The 14,780-nt window shown below is 67.5% G+C and carries 10 protein-coding genes; 7 read left to right on the top strand and 3 right to left on the bottom strand.

The genetic code is table 11. The annotated features are described in order from the left end of the window. Positions 1-80: 80 nt before the first annotated feature. Positions 81-1,352 (bottom strand): GDSL-type esterase/lipase family protein, encoded by a 1,272-nt coding sequence (locus DB30_RS33965; protein WP_146661864.1) that lies wholly within the window; start codon positions 1,350-1,352, stop codon positions 81-83. Between the two features lie 231 nt (positions 1,353-1,583). On the opposite strand from DB30_RS33965, the gene DB30_RS33970 reads away from it, so the two are divergent. The 7 genes from DB30_RS33970 (at position 1,584) to DB30_RS34000 (ending at position 11,864) form a co-directional block, all read left to right on the top strand. Further along, entirely contained in the window at positions 1,584-3,098 is a 1,515-nt protein-coding gene (locus DB30_RS33970; RefSeq protein WP_146661866.1) for a GDSL-type esterase/lipase family protein, read from the top strand. Between the two features lie 15 nt (positions 3,099-3,113). Next, entirely contained in the window at positions 3,114-4,550 is a 1,437-nt protein-coding gene (locus DB30_RS33975; protein WP_052556991.1) for a metallophosphoesterase, read from the top strand. A gap of 96 nt (positions 4,551-4,646) precedes the next feature. Further along, on the top strand, positions 4,647-5,975 hold the full coding sequence (locus tag DB30_RS33980) for an NAD(P)/FAD-dependent oxidoreductase (protein ID WP_052556994.1): 1,329 nt from the start codon (positions 4,647-4,649) through the stop codon (positions 5,973-5,975). Positions 5,976-6,028: 53 nt separating this feature from the next. Continuing rightward, entirely contained in the window at positions 6,029-6,289 is a 261-nt protein-coding gene (locus DB30_RS33985) for an addiction module protein (protein ID WP_052556997.1), read from the top strand. Between the two features lie 14 nt (positions 6,290-6,303). Next, a complete protein-coding gene (locus tag DB30_RS33990; RefSeq protein ID WP_052556999.1) occupies positions 6,304-8,427 on the top strand; it encodes a S9 family peptidase in 2,124 nt (707 codons plus the stop codon). A gap of 162 nt (positions 8,428-8,589) precedes the next feature. After that, the gene (locus DB30_RS33995; protein WP_165704075.1) at positions 8,590-10,098 is read left to right on the top strand and encodes an RCC1 domain-containing protein; all 1,509 of its coding nucleotides are present in this window, start codon (positions 8,590-8,592) and stop codon (positions 10,096-10,098) included. A 44-nt stretch (positions 10,099-10,142) separates the two neighbouring features. Beyond that, on the top strand, positions 10,143-11,864 hold the full coding sequence (locus tag DB30_RS34000) for a hypothetical protein (RefSeq protein ID WP_146661870.1): 1,722 nt from the start codon (positions 10,143-10,145) through the stop codon (positions 11,862-11,864). Positions 11,865-12,320: 456 nt separating this feature from the next. Here DB30_RS34000 and DB30_RS34005 read toward each other — a convergent pair whose 3' ends face one another. After that, positions 12,321-12,647 (bottom strand): molecular chaperone DnaJ, encoded by a 327-nt coding sequence (locus DB30_RS34005; protein ID WP_052557012.1) that lies wholly within the window; start codon positions 12,645-12,647, stop codon positions 12,321-12,323. A gap of 715 nt (positions 12,648-13,362) precedes the next feature. Then, a partial coding sequence (locus tag DB30_RS34010) for a tetratricopeptide repeat protein (protein ID WP_165704076.1) occupies positions 13,363-14,780 on the bottom strand: 1,418 nt, incomplete at its 5' end.

Consider the following 14,780-nt stretch of genomic DNA (forward strand, 5'->3'; position numbering starts at 1 on the left):
GTGTGAAGCCCGCGCGGGTGGCCCCCAAGCCGGACAATCGCCGGGCGGACGCCCGGACGAACACCCGGACGAATGGGCCGCTACGGTTGATTCCCAGGCGCGACCGGGGCCGCCGCCAATTGCGTGCGCCGCTCCACGTACGCGGTGATCAGCGCGTCGTACATCCAGCCCCCCACGCGCACGCGGCCGCGGTGGTTGAGGTGCTTGAGGTCCTCGGCCGCGAGCGGCGGGCTCGCGTGCTTCCACCGCTTGAGGCTGCCGCCGCCGCCCATCGCGGCGTAGGTGTTGAAGAACGCGCAGCCGTTTTGCTTGGCGACCTCGCGCTGGCCCTCGACGATCACCTCTACGTGCTCGGGCAAGATCTCGTAGGTCAGCGACCTGCCGCGATCCGTGATCGCGGTGATCAGGCACGAGGCGTCGGGCTTGCCGCGGCGCACGTGCTGGATCACCGCGCTGTACTCCTTGACGTACTGGGCCTGGTCGAGCTTGCCGTTGGCGACGCGGCGCAGATCATTGCCGCCGTAGGTGAAGACGATCAGCTCGGGGTCGCGGTGACCGACCTGCGCCGCGAGGTGATCGGCGTCCCACTCGAGCACGCGCTTGGTGAACACGCCGAGCTTGCTGAACTGATCCCAGACCACGCCGGGCCCGTCGGTCTCGAGCATCACGCCGTACAGCCGCGAGGTCCCGTGGCCGACCGCCCGCACCTTGACCTTGTGGGGCCCGCGCTCGACCTCGATGCTGTGAAACCGGTCCTCCATGATCTCGGCGCGGGTGTCGACGAGCTGGGGCTCGGCGTCGTCCACCGTGATCTCGACGCGCCCCCCACCCGGCCGCGCGAGGTACCAGAGCTCGATTCGCGCGGCCTCGCTGCCAAGCTGCTGCTTGCGCGTGGAGATCGTGGTGGACGCCCCCTGCGAGGCCCAAAAAGCCGTGCCACCCAGGCCGTAGTGGCCGTCGGGCAGGCACTTGTAGGCGATGTAGCAGTGGTTCCAGCCGTCGGCCTCGAGCTTGACCCACCGGTGCATGTAGTTGTCCGAGTAGCGGGACATCAGGACCAAGCCGGCCCCGCCGTCGCCAAACCGAGTCTGGAAGCGCTCGCGCATGACCGCGGGTAGATCGTCGGATCCGATCATCGACGCGCCCATGTGGATCACCCGGACCACCCGCTGCTCGCCAGCGTCGATCGCCGCGAGGGCGTCGAGGAAGCCGGCGATCGCCTCGGGGTTCTCGAGCGGCTGGTGGGGGGTGACGACGTCGCCTTCGCGCGGCTCGTAGGCGGGCGGCGGCGGTGGTCCAGCGGGCTCGGCCTGCGCGACCTCCCCCGCGTCCGCTTCCGCTTCCGCTTCCATCCCAGCGGTCACCCCAGCTTCGGCGGCGGCTTGCCGCTCAGGCTCCAGCGCGTTGCCGGCCGTCCGGTCGGCCCCGACCGACGTCGAGCTAGAAGGCGAGCAGGCGAGCAGGTTCAGCCCTAGCAGCGCAGAGCACAATGACACGCGTCGGTACACGACCCCGGGGAGATCCCTCAGCAGCGATTGTCTGTCAATGTCGTTTCGGGCGCCGTCGTGCTATCTCATGCATGAATGAGCAGGTGCTCGCGCTTCTTGGCTGTATTCGCGGCGATCTTCGCGTTGGCCGCGAGCGCGTGTGGCTGTCGCGTGTCCGAAAGCGCGATGGAGCAGGCAACCAGCCCGTCCGAGGCGCCGAGCGGCGACCCCGTGGAGCCACCCACGGTCCACGACGACCCCGCGCCCGAGCTCCCGCCCCTGCCCGCGTACGCGGTGCTCAACGATCAAATCCGGGCCGCTCGCGACCTCGCCCAGCGTCGCTTGCTCCGGGCCAGCGAGGCGCTGCTGCCCGATCTTCCGCCGCTGCCCGATGGCCCGCTGCCGGGCGCCAAGCAACCACACCCACCCGAGGGCCTGCCGGGCTTCTTCGTCCCGCTGCTCGTTCCACCGGAAGGTGATCCGCTCGCCAGCTTCGAGGCCGCGCTCGCGCAGCTGTCAGCGGGCGAGCGCCAGACCGTTCGCATCGCCGTGTATGGGGCTTCGGGCGTGGCCACGGACATGTGGACCGGGTACCTGCGCGCGTACCTGCAGATCCGGTTTGGCGACGCGGGCCCAGGCATCGTCGCCGCCGCGCCGCCCAACAAGTGGTCCCGCCACCAAGAGATCCTGTTCGAGAGCTCCAAGCACTGGACCAAGCAAAACAGCTTTCGCCTCGGTGATCGGGCGCCAACCGACTACTTTGGGTTGATGGGCCAGGCCATGAGCGCCGAGTCCGACCGCGCGTGGACGCAGATCCAGCCCGCCCCCGGCTCGCCTTCGGCGACCAAGCTCGCGTTCTACGAGCTCCACTACCTCGAGCAACCACGCGGCGGCTCGTTCACGCTCTCGCTCGACGGCAAGCCGATCGAAGACGTCCAGACTGCTGCGGCCACGGTCGGCGTGGGCCGGCGTCGCGTCCCGCTCGAGCCTGGCAGCGCTCACACCTTGCGGGTCCAGCTCCACGGCAACGGCAAGGTCCGGCTGCTCGGCGTCGTCGCCGAGACTGACACCCCCGGCATCGTGCTGGACACGCTGGGTGTCAACGGGGCCAAGTCCGAGGATCAGGGCAGGTGGGACGAGCCGCTGTGGTCGGCCCACCTGCGCGAGCGCGAGCCAGCGCTCTATGTGCTCGCGTACGGCAACAATGAATCCGTCGACACCGACGTGCCGATCGCCCAATACGAGCGCGACTATCGGGCCTCGCTCGAGCGCTTTCGTCGGGCCTTGCCCGAGGCCAGCTGTCTCATGGTTGGGCCCGGCGACTATCCCCACAAAGTGGAAGGCGAGCTGCGCCCGCGCGCGCGGCTGGGCAAGATCCGCGAGGTCCAGCTGCGCCTGGCGCCCGAGTATGGCTGCGCGTTCTTGGATACTTTGGCCGTGTTTGGGGGCAAGAACTCAAAGCTCGCTTGGGTCGCGGCCGGGCTCGGCAAAGATGACTACTTGCACCTCACGCGGCTGGGCTATCTGCGGTTTGGCATGGCCGTGGGCGACGCCTTGATGCAGCGCCACGACTGGGTTGCGCTCCACGCTGGCGCGGCTTCGGGCGAATAGCGCTACCATTCGCGCATGGCGAAGATCACCCACCTGTGTCTGTCCGACCTGCATTTTGGCGCCGAGACCAGCCTGCTGACGCAGCTCGACGCCAACGGTCAGCCCGCCTACGGTGAGGTCAGCCCGGTCCTCGAGACCCTGATCGAGTGCATTCGCGACTTGCTCGCGCAGCAGGACACCAAGCCAACGTTGGTGTTGGCCGGTGACGTGCTCGAGCTCGCGCTCGCGCACACCCACGAGGCCGCGATGAGCTTCGAGCGGTTCTTGCTCGCGCTGTTCCCTGGCGGCGACCAAGACCTGTGCTCGCGCCAGATCCTGCTGCTGCCCGGCAACCATGATCACCACCTGTGGGAGGCCGCGCGCGAGCAATACTACGTTGACTTCATGGCGACGGTGCCCGCCGATCAGCCGCTTGGGCCGGCCTGGTCCGTGACGCGTCTGTACACCGCCAGCGAAGATCCAATCGGCTGGCCGCGCTCGCTGCTGCTCGAGGCCCTTGCCCACCGCCACGCCGCGCTCGCGGATCTGAAGGTCGAGCTGGTCTACCCCAACTATGGCCTGATCACGCCCGACCGCACGCGCACCGTGGTGATCACCCACGGTCACTACGTCGAGCCGATCTACATGGCCATGAGCGCGCTGCGTGGCTTCTTGTTCCCCGAGCAGCCAGCGGCGGCGACGATCGATGAGATCCAACAAGAGAACTTCGCGTGGATCGATTTTTTTTGGTCGACGATGGGTCGGTCCGGCGCCGCGGGGGACGGCGTGCAGCGGGTCTATGAAATGGCCGCGAGCCCCGGTGGCATCGACGCCCTGAGCGAGCGCGTGGCCAGGGGCGTCGTCAAGCACTGGGGTCGCGCGATCATCCCCGACGCGCTCGAGGAGATCGCGCTCAAGAGCTTCGTCAAGACCCTGTTCGAGGCCGGGTTCTCGCACGAGCGCAGCCACGTCATGGATCCGCTGAGCGAAGACACGGCCAAGGGCCTCGACAGCTACATCACCGGCCCGCTGCATCGGCAGATCCGTCATGAACGGCGGCGCGATCGCGTGCCCGATCAGCTCACCGTGGTGTTTGGACATACCCACAAGCCCTTCGAGCGACGTCGGGCCATGCGTGGGTTTGCCCAGCCGGTGACCGTGTTCAACACGGGCGGCTGGGTTGTCGACACGATCGACTCGCAGCCGCTCTATGGCGGGGCGATCGTGGTCGTGGACGATGAGCTCAACTGCGCGTCGCTGCGCATGTACAACGAGCCCGAGCGGGGGGCGACGCCGCGTCCCCCTCGGGTCGCTGCGCCGGAGCAAGAGGGGGGCAACCCGTTGGCCGAGGCGATCGCCCGCCAGCTCGCCGCCCGCCAGGACGCGTCAGGCAGCCCGTGGGCCCGGTTCACGGAGGCGGTTGGGTTGGCGCTCGAGCAGCGGGCGTGGGCGCTCGAGCGGCGCAGCTGCTGAGCGCGAGACTTCCCGCGACAGCGAGCGCTCGTGGCGGTACGTTGCGGGTCCGCCCCTCTCGCAAGAGCCCCGTCAGATCTGGGCTCAGCCCCGCTCATGGACCACAACTTCGACGTAATCATCGTGGGTGGCAGGCCCGCAGGCGCGAGCTTGGCCGCCCGGCTCGGGCGTGCCGGCCTGCGCGTGCTGGTGCTCGACAAGTCCAGCTTCCCAAGCCGTCCGGCCGTGTCCGCGCCCTTCGTGCTGCCGCACACCCTGGCCCTGCTCGACGAGCTCGACCTCGACGAAGCCCAGTACGCCGCCGACACACCCAAGCTCGAGCGCTTGGTGCTCGAGTTTGGCAGCTACTTCCGGGCGCACTTTCGGTTTGACGAGCCCGTGGGTGGCCGTCAGCACTTCTATGCCGTCGATCGTGCCCGCTTCGACGCGTGCCTGTGGGACTCGCTTGGGCGCTATCCCAGCGTGACCGCGCTCGCGCGAACTAGGGTGCTGGGGCTGCTGCGCGACGAGGGTGGCCGCGTGTGTGGGGTCCGAGCCTCGCTGCCCGATCACGACGACGCGCTGGAATTCCGAGCGGGCTGCGTGATCGGGGCCGACGGCCGGCACAGCCTGGTTGCCCGCGAGGTGCAGGCCCCCGTGATCGAGGAGCGGAGCGATCTGAGCACGACCCTGTACTATGCACATTGGGAAGGCGTCGCGGACTATGGCGATGGCATCCGGGACACCCCCGCGCAGATCCACTCGTCCTGCGATGGCTTCAGCTTTGTGTTGATGCCCAGCGCCGACGCGCAGTACATGGTCATCGCCCAGGGCCGGGGGGATTCCTACAACGCGCTGAAGGGCTCGCCTGATGCGGTCTACGACGGGTTATTGCGGGCGCGTCCGCAGGTGTGGCGGCGGCTCGCGGGCGCCCGCCAAGTCGGCGAGCTGCGTGGCTTGAAGAAGTTCGACAACCTGTTTCGGCAGGCCAGGGGCCCCGGTTGGGCGCTCGTGGGCGACGCCTATCATCAAAAGGACTCACTCGACGCCCAGGGGATCTACGACGCGCTGTTGTCGGCCAAGCTGCTCGCCGACGCGTTGATTGGTTCGTTCGCGGGCGAGCGCGAGCTGGATGCCGCGCTCGCGAGCTACGCCAACGCAGCCCACGCAGCGCTCGCGCCGATGTTCGCGGCCACCATGGATCGCGTGCAGCGTGAGATCTACGAGGCGCCACCGCCCTTCGTCGCGCGGACGCTGCTGCGCTGGGTGTTGACCCACGAGCGCTACGCTCGACGCTTCATGAGCCTGGTGACGCGGCGGCGCGAGCCGGCGGGGTTTCTGACGCCGCCGTTGCTGCTCGGGCTCGCGGCCAGCGGCGCTGCAGGCCGCGTCGCGTCGGTGTTTCGTGCTGGGGGCGATCCGACCGATCCGCTGCCGGGTGGGTAGCCTCGCGTGCCTGGACGGGGCGTACCCGCGGATGGGGGCATACACTGCGATTCGTGACGGCGACCGCAGACAAGATCTTGGAAGAAGCGCGCTCCCTCCCCGATGACGAGCGACGTCGGATTGCCGAGTTGCTCCTCGACAGCATCTCGCCGGACCCGGCCGAGGAGATCGAGGCCGCCTGGGTTGCGGAAGCCGTGCGGCGCGCCAACGAGCTGGAACGGGGAGAGGCCGAGCTACTAGACGGGCAGATGGTCCTCGACAACTTGAAGGCCCAGTACAGAGTCACCACCGACGCCTCCGCGCCGAAGGGCTGATAGAGTCGCCAGCGATGCGTGCCACGGCAACGGTCTCCCTCTCGCTCATGGCCCTGCTGTCCGCCTGCCAGACCAGCACCACCAACACGCCGGTTGCCAACGAGCCCGCGCCACCGATCGCCAAGCGCGTCGCGCATGAGCTGGTCGCCCACGGTCACACCCGTGTCGACAACTACTACTGGCTGCGCGATCGCGAAGACCCCGAGGTCATCGCCTACCTCGAGGCCGAGAACGCCTACACACAAGCCGCGACCGCCCACACCGCGACGCTGCGGGCCGATCTGCTCGCAGAGCTGACCGGCCGGGTCGTGCCCGACGACAGCACCGCCCCGGTCCGCAGCCGCGACTACTTCTACTACACCCGCTGGGTCGAGGGCGGCGAGCACCCCTTGTATTGCCGCAAGCACCAGTCGCTGGAAGCCGACGAGCAGATCATCCTCAACGCCAACGCGCTCGCCAAAGACCACGCCTACTTCGACACCGGCGGCCTCGCGTTCAGCGAGAACCAACAGCTGATGGCCTACGCGACCGACACGGTTGGGCGCCGCTTCTACACCATCTACGTGCAAGACCTGCGGACCGGGGCGCTGCTCGCCGATGTGATCCCCAACGTCTCGGGCGATCTCGAGTGGGCCAACGACGACGCCACATTGTTCTACACCAAGCAGGATCCCGAGACCCTGCGCACCCATCAGCTGTTTCGCCACACCCTGGGCGAGGACCCGGCCCAAGATGTTCTGGTCTACGAAGAGCAAGACGAGACCTTCGAGCTTGGCCTGTGGAAGACCAAGTCCCGCGCGTACCTGGTGCTCGACAGCTACTCGACGCTCAGCAACGAGGCCCGGGTGCTCTCGGCCGCCGCGCCGCAGGCCGAGCCGCGGATCATCCAATCGCGCGAGCGCGGGCTCGAGTACGACGTGGACCACATGGGCGAACACTTCTTCATTCGCACCAACCTCGAAGCCAAGAACTTTCGTCTGATGAAGACGCCGGTCAACGCCACGACCAAGCAGAGCTGGCAAGAGGTGGTCCCGCACCGCGAGGGCGTGCTGCTAGAAGGCTTCGAGCTGTTCCGCGACCACCTGGTGCTCGAGCAGCGCAGCCGCGGGCTGACCCAGCTGAGCATCCGCCGGTGGGACGGCGGCGAGGCCCACGAGCTCGACTTTGGCGAGCCCGCGTACCTCGCCTACGCGACCGGCAACGACGTGCTCGACACCCAAACCTTGCGCTACAGCTACTCGTCCATGACGACGCCGGACGCCGAGTACGACTATGACATGAACACCCGCGACAAGACGCTGGTCAAGCAGCTCGAGGTCCGCGGCGCGTTCGAACCGGAAGACTATGTCACCGAGCGCCTCGACGCCCCGGCCCGCGACGGGGTCGGCGTGCCGATCTCGCTGGTCTACCGCCACGACACCCCCCTCGATGGCAGCAGCGCGCTGCTGGTCTACGCCTATGGCTCGTACGGCGCGAGCATGGACGCGGAATTCTCGGCCAGCGTGCTGAGCTTGCTCGATCGTGGGTTTGTCTACGCGATCGCCCACGTCCGCGGCGGCGAGGAGCTAGGCCGCGATTGGTACGAAGACGGCAAGCTGCTCCGCAAGCAAAACACCTTCACGGACTTCATCGACGCGACCGAGCACCTGATCGACCAGGGCTACGGGGATCGCAGCAAGGTGTTCGCCGAGGGCGGCAGCGCGGGCGGGCTGCTGATCGGCGCGGTCGTCAACATGCGCCCAGATCTGTACGCGGGGGCGATCGCGGCGGTGCCCTTCGTCGACGTCGTCACGACGATGCTCGACGACTCGATCCCGCTGACGACCAGCGAATACGACGAATGGGGCAACCCCAACGAGAAGCAGTACTACGACTACATGCTGGCTTACTCGCCCTACGACAACGTCGTCGCCCAGGACTACCCCGCGTTGCTCGTCACGACCGGGCTGCACGACTCGCAGGTCCAGTACTGGGAGCCGGCCAAGTGGGTGGCCAAGCTGCGCGCGACCAAGACCGGCGACGACGTGGTGCTGCTGCGGACCGACATGAGCTCGGGTCACGGTGGCAAGTCGGGGCGACTGGAGCGCTACGAAGAGATCGCGTTTGACTATGCGTTCTTGTTGGATCTGGCAGGGTAGTAGTGCCGCACACCCTAAGTTCGTTCCGGGTTAGGTGCGGAGCTGAGGCCCAAGGGCGAGGAGCGGCGACGACAAGAGTCGGCCACCTTCCGCCCCGCACATTACTCTGCTACCTTCCGGCGAATGTTCGGAAGAAGCTCGATATGGGTCGCCAGCGCCCTCATGACGACCGCCTGTTTTGAGGATACCCGCCCGGGAAACGACGCATCATCCGCGGCTACGAGCACGACGACTGGCACGGGGACCGAGACGGGGACCGAGACCAACACCGACACGACCGACAGCGAGACGGGAGCGTGCACGGACGTCGGGTGCCCGTGCATGGACGCCACCGACTGCGACGACGAGCTCGTGTGCGTCGCAGGCGTGTGTGCGTCATCGGCACTCTGTGGTGACGGCCAAGCGGAGGCACCCGAGCAGTGCGATGACGGCAACGCCGTCACTGGCGATGGCTGCGACAACGACTGCACCTACACCGAGATCATCGCGGTCGACGCTGGCGGGGCACACACGTGCGCGCTGATCGAGGGAGGTCGCGTCCGCTGCTGGGGCCTCAACAGCTACGGTCAACTCGGCCTCGGCAACGTCGTGACCGTCGGCGACGACGAGTCGCCCAGCGATGTGCCCGACGTCGCGCTCCCGGGCCCCGTGGCTCAGATCTCCACCGGACTCGCCGAGCACACCTGCGCCCGGCTCGAGAACCAGAGCGTCTACTGCTGGGGTCGCAACAACGCCGGTCAGCTCGGCCTTGGTCACACCGACGGCATCGGTGACAACGAGGTCAACTTCGAGCCGACTCTAGTCGGGGTCGATGTCGTCGACATCGAGATCGGTAGCTTTCAAACCTGCGCGCGTGGAGTGGACCAGACGGTTTTCTGTTGGGGCCTCGGCTACTTCGGACAGCTGGGCTACGGGAACCTCGAGTTCATCGGCGATGACGAGCTTCCGAGCGACGCCGGTAGCGTGCCGATCGGCGGACAGATCAAGGATATCGCGGTCGGTGGCTCCCATGCCTGCGGGCTGTCACTGATCGGCACGGTCTATTGCTGGGGCTACAACGAGTTCGGGGAGCTCGGCTACGGTCACACCGACAACATCGGCGACGACGAGACGCCCGCGTCGGTCGGTCCCGCTTTCGTCCTGCCCAAGGGCGTGGCGGGCGGTACCAACGCGATCCAGCTGAGCGCGGGGGTCTATCACGCGTGCGCGCTGTTCGAGGGCGGCGAGGCTCTGTGCTGGGGTGAGGCGGCCTACGGCCAGCTCGGCCAAGCCGACGCCGAGCACCTCGGCGACGATGAGCTGCCCTCGGACGCGCTGCCGATCGACCTTCCGGCGCCGATCACCTACCTGACCGCGGGTGGCTTCCATGTCTGCGCGCTGCTCGAGAGCGGTGAAGCCTACTGCTGGGGCAGCTCGGAGTTTGGCCAGCTCGGCTACGGGAACACCAACAACATTGGTGACGACGAGCCTCCGAACGCAGGCGGGCCCCTCGACGTGGGCGCGGGCATCCGGGTCCTCGACGCGGGCTTCTTCCACACCTGCGTGGTCAACGAGCTCAACGAGCTGCGTTGCTGGGGCAACAACGACGCAGGTCAGCTTGGCCAGGGCAACACGAATACCCTTGGTGACAACGAAGCGCTCACCGACATCCCGCCCGTTTCGTTGTTCTGACCAGATTGGGCGGCCAGATGCCCTCGGGTACACTCCGCCCCGCGATGTCCGAGGAAGCCTCGCGCTCTTTCGCCCTCGCCCGGGTGCTGGCGCATCCCAAATTCGTGTGGGTCGTGATCGCGGTCGCGGTGTTGCTCGGCCTGGCGTCGCTCGGCAACGGCTTTCTCGCCGACGACCTCATGCACCAGCGGCTAATCGTTGCGCAGCGCCTCGGTCGCAGCGACGCGCCCTGGTGGGATCTCTTCGTCATCTTCGAGCACAACCCCAAGCGCACCCTCGGAATGCGGATGTCGGGGCGCTATCCATGGTGGGTCGACCCCGAGCTCGGCATCGCGTTCTTTCGGCCGCTCGCGGCCGCGACTCACCAGCTGGACTACTGGCTCTGGCCCCGCTCGCCCGTGCTGATGCACGTCCACAGCCTCGCCTGGCACGCGGCGGCGTGTGCCATGGCCTGGGCCGTCGCGCGTCGACTCGTGTCGAGCCCGCGTGTCGCCGGGCTGGCCGCGCTGACCTTCGCGCTGGGGTTCACCCACGTCGTCGCTTGGAGCTGGCTGGCCCACCGCAACGGCCTGGTGTCGACCTTCTTCGCGTTGGCCTGCGTCCTCGCTCACATCCGCTGGCGCGCCGATGGCAAGATCCTCGCCGGGCTTGCGGCTCCAGTCCTGCTGGGCGCCGCGCTGCTGAGCGCCGAAGCGGGGGTCGTCGCGCTGGCCTTCCTGCTCGCCTATGAACTCCTCCACGGCAAGGGCCGGGTCCGCACTCGGCTGCTCGCCCTCGGGCCCGCGCTGCTGACCATCCTTGCCTGGCGACAGCTCTACGACGGCCTGGGCTACGGCGCCGTCGGGTCGGGTGGCTACCTCGATCCAGTCGCCGATCCCCTGACGTTTCTGGCGGCGATGCCTGCCCGCTACGGGCTGCTGCTGACGTTCAGCGTCTCGGCTCCGTTCATTCCTGGTGGCGCGCTGTGGCCGTGGGGCCTGGTCTCGCTTGGCGCCGTGGTCGCGATGCTCGCGTTCTTGCTGTCATCGTCTGCGAAGGAAGGTGCGGCCCGCTTTGGTGCGCTCGCGACGGCCTTGGGCTGCCTGCCCCTGGCCGCGAGCTTCCCGGTTGATCGGGTGCTGGTCCTCGCCAGCTTCGGCGTGTCCCTGGTCCTCGCGGAGCTCGTGGACGCGTGGCTCATACAGCGGGCGTCACTCCCCAAGACCCTCGGCGCGGCGTGGGCAGCCGTGGTCCACCTGGGGCTGCCGATTCCTGCGGGGCTGTACGTCTCGAGCCACCTCGATCACATCTACCTCGAGCACAGCGACGCCTACGGGCCCGACCTCCCCAACGAAGGGCTCGAGCGCAAGGGCCTGGTCATCCTCCACGCGCCGCACTATCCGGCTGCGGACAACCTCGCGCTCAACCGCGCCCTGCGACGGCTCGCCAAACCCAATTTCGTGTGGATCCTGCACAGCGGGCTGTCACGGCCACAGATCAACTGCGTCGATGCCCAGACCCTCGAGCTGCGCGAGCCGGAGTTCGGCTGGACCGTTGGCGGGTTTGAGACGCAGTTTCGCAACACCAACTCGAGTCCGTTTCAGGTCGGGGATACCGTTGAGACCGTCGACTACCTGGCCACCGTCACCGAGGTCGCGGATGGACGACCGACGGCGGTGCGGTTTCGGTTTCGGGCCCCGCTAGATCACAAGAGCTTCGCGTGGACGACCTGGGGGACGGATGAGTTTCTACCGACTAGCCCGAAGCAGGCGTGTGCGGGCGGCTGACAGGTCCAACATCGTGCCTGTCGCGGCGCAAAGACTGGGCAAGACCCACGCGTCTAGTCCCGAATCAAGCGCTGCGCGCTCGACTCGGGCCTACTATGTCTTCAAGGGGGCTTTCGAAAGCCCCTCGCTTCGGCGGCGGAGCCCCCTTCGCTCACCCCAAACGCTCGCCTGTCGGCTCGTACTAGCCCCAAATCATTCACCTTTTCCAATTCAGCACTTGATTTGGGTCTAGTACCCTGCCGCAGTGAATTTGATGGTTTGAGGCGCCGGGCTTGGCGTCCCTGGCGCGAAGCCCGGGTTGTGCACGGCACTGAGGCCCAATGGCAGTGTCGCAGCTCCTAGCAGTACGCCCGCGTACTGGAAGCTTCGGCGACGAAGAGCTCGGCGGAAAGACCAAGCGAGGCGGCGTGAGGCGTTGCACCACGGGCTCCTAGGTCGCAACTGACATCCAGAAACTCATGACGGATCTTCCCGCAGTCGAAGCGCCGCCAAGGCCAGGCTCCACTCCGCTCGAATGAGGCGGCGCGCGCTCACGGGCGGCTGATGGGCCTGCAAGATCGCCGCGACTGTCTCTTCGATCACCGCCGACCCGACGCAGCGTGCGTCGTAGTCAGCTCGCGCGGCGGGGTCGAGCAGCACCGCGCGGGCCTCGTCGAGCATTCGCGCTCGGCTGGGTTCGGCCGCACGCGTCCCGGCTACCGCTCGCTGGTACGCGTCTTCAATCTCGCCGCGCTCCGCCTCCGGGCCAACCTCGAGAATTGCGTAGTAGTCGACGTCACCCATCCCGGGGCACATCATGCCGCGGCAGCGCTGCGCTCGCAACGCCAGAGCACGGTATGGCACCGAGGTGCTGCAACGGCGTCGCGAGGGGCAGCACCGCTGATCATGTCGCGGCCGGACACCCGCGATCCAGCGGTCGAGTCGCGCGCGTCGACGGTGCGACGCTTTCCTTGCCAGCCAGCCGCTGGCGGAAGGAAAGCATCATGTTCATCAAGCTACAGGTACTACTCACGTTCTTCGCGACGCTCACTGGCAACAGTGGGGGGCCCCCCGATCTGTGTGACCTCGTCTACACGGACACGGGCAGGCCGATCCTCTGCGAGCCTCATCGCGACGGTGCGCCGGTCTACGACGACACCGTTTGCTGTGAGGGTCGCAGCTGCTCTCCGGCTCGGGACGGTTCGTGCGCCGTTGGAGCGCCGTACTACTGCGAACTCGGGGAGGTGCGGGCTACCGGTGAGGTGAGCTGCTACTTTGAGGTCCCCGACTTCTGCGCGGTGTTCCCGTGCAAGCCGGGGTTCCAGCCTCAGCCCCAGAGCGCTCTGATGTGCTGCAACCAGGGAGTCTGCTGGAACACATACCCCAGTTCGAACGATTGCGAGCCGCAAGACATCTTCTGGTGTCAGGACGGGGCTACGAACGCGGATGGTACTGCCACCTGCTTCGACGACTAGGAGACTGAGGGCACAGGGCGACCCAAAGGTCGCCCTGTCACTATCTACTCCGTCGCCAGCCCGGCTAGTTCGGAATCGAAACGAGCGACATCGTTCATCAAGCTGTTCTCCTTTGCAATCAACCGACCCGCACGGAGTACCGAAACAGCCGAGCCGGCACGTCCGGCATCTGCGTAGCCATCGGCGAACCAAAACGCGTCTTCGACATAGCGACTCCAGTTCGCCGCGTCCGCGTCAATCTCGAGGACCGCTTGGAAGAGAAGGTCTGCCTGGCTGAACCGCCGAAGCTCCAGCACCGCCCGGAACTTCTGCAGCAGGATCCCGCGCGTCCGCCAGCTCCCATGCCCGAACTCTTCCTGGTGCACCCGCAGCGCCATGTCCAGGTACTCCAACGCCTCCCCGGCGCGGTCTACCGCCAGCAACCCGCGCGCATAGTTCTCGTGCGCTTCGCTGAGTAGCTCCCGTGTCCCGCGGTGCTGCGTCAGCTCCGCTTCACGCATCTCGACCGCCCGAAGCAACAGGTCGACCCCGCGCTCGCGCACGGTGGAGTCAGGCCCGGCCACGAGCCCAAGACCGTGCACCTGCAACAACTCGGCGACGCGGTCGGGCCGGTACTCGGCAAGCACGGCGCGCGCCATCAACGCGTACGCATCCACGGCCTCCACCTTTCCAAGCGCCCCCGCGACCGCGGCCAACTTCATCTGCACCTCCGCCCCAAACACCCCCAGCCCGAGCTCCCACGCCATCCCATAGGCCAGCTCGAAGTCCTGGTCCGCCTCTGCGAGCTGCCCCTCGAGCCGGAAGATCTCGCCGCGCCAGAAGATCGACCGAGCGACGCCGTAGTCCGACCCCAGCTCCCTCGCGAGCGTCATGTAGTCACGCTGGCGAGCGCTAGCGACCTCGAGGTCGCCGATCCCCGCCAACGCCTCGACTTCGACGTCAATGTCGCGCAGCTCGAGCAGCCCGCCGTAGCCCCACTCCGCGTCGTCGGGGTGGTCGATGCAGTGTTCCGGCGCGGGCAGCTTGGCGATCACCGACGCATAACTCAGGCCCTCGCGCAGGTGCGGGGTCCGAAACGCGTGGACCGTCGCCTGAAAGCGATCACGAAGGCTCGCGCTGCAGGCCGTCGGCTCTGTGTCGCGCTCCGCCGACTTCGCGGCTTCGCACTCTTGTGCGCGGACAGCCAGCCACCGACCCGCCCAGTCTTGCATGCCATCCCCAGCCTTGCGGGTCCCAAACGCGCCCCGCAGCTCGGCCCGACGCTCGTCGTTCCAGATCGACTCGAGCTCACTCATGACGTCCTCGCACGCATCGGCCTGGGCCGGCCGCGGCGCCACCAAGAACCCAACCGCCACCGACGCAGCGATCGCCGCGCCACCGATCGACGCCGCCGCCCACGTCCACCGTGGTCGCTTCGGCTCCCGGACCCGCTCGAGCTCGCGCAGCAGCGTTGGCACGTCCG

Source organism: Enhygromyxa salina (genome assembly GCF_000737335.2).
GTDB classification, from domain to species: domain Bacteria; phylum Myxococcota_A; class Polyangia; order Nannocystales; family Nannocystaceae; genus Plesiocystis; species Plesiocystis salina_C.

What these genes read in the sequence shown, in the direction of transcription:
- DB30_RS34000 (WP_146661870.1), top strand. Translation starts at nt 10,143, where the DNA reads ATGTCCGAGGAAGCCTCGCGCTCTTTCGCCCTCGCCCGGGTGCTGGCG.
- DB30_RS34005 (WP_052557012.1), bottom strand. Translation starts at nt 12,647, where the DNA reads ATGGGTGACGTCGACTACTACGCAATTCTCGAGGTTGGCCCGGAGGCG.
- DB30_RS33975 (WP_052556991.1), top strand. Translation starts at nt 3,114, where the DNA reads ATGGCGAAGATCACCCACCTGTGTCTGTCCGACCTGCATTTTGGCGCC.
- DB30_RS33970 (WP_146661866.1), top strand. Translation starts at nt 1,584, where the DNA reads ATGAGCAGGTGCTCGCGCTTCTTGGCTGTATTCGCGGCGATCTTCGCG.
- DB30_RS33980 (WP_052556994.1), top strand. Translation starts at nt 4,647, where the DNA reads ATGGACCACAACTTCGACGTAATCATCGTGGGTGGCAGGCCCGCAGGC.
- DB30_RS33990 (WP_052556999.1), top strand. Translation starts at nt 6,304, where the DNA reads ATGCGTGCCACGGCAACGGTCTCCCTCTCGCTCATGGCCCTGCTGTCC.
- DB30_RS33965 (WP_146661864.1), bottom strand. Translation starts at nt 1,352, where the DNA reads ATGGAAGCGGAAGCGGAAGCGGACGCGGGGGAGGTCGCGCAGGCCGAG.
- DB30_RS33995 (WP_165704075.1), top strand. Translation starts at nt 8,590, where the DNA reads ATGACGACCGCCTGTTTTGAGGATACCCGCCCGGGAAACGACGCATCA.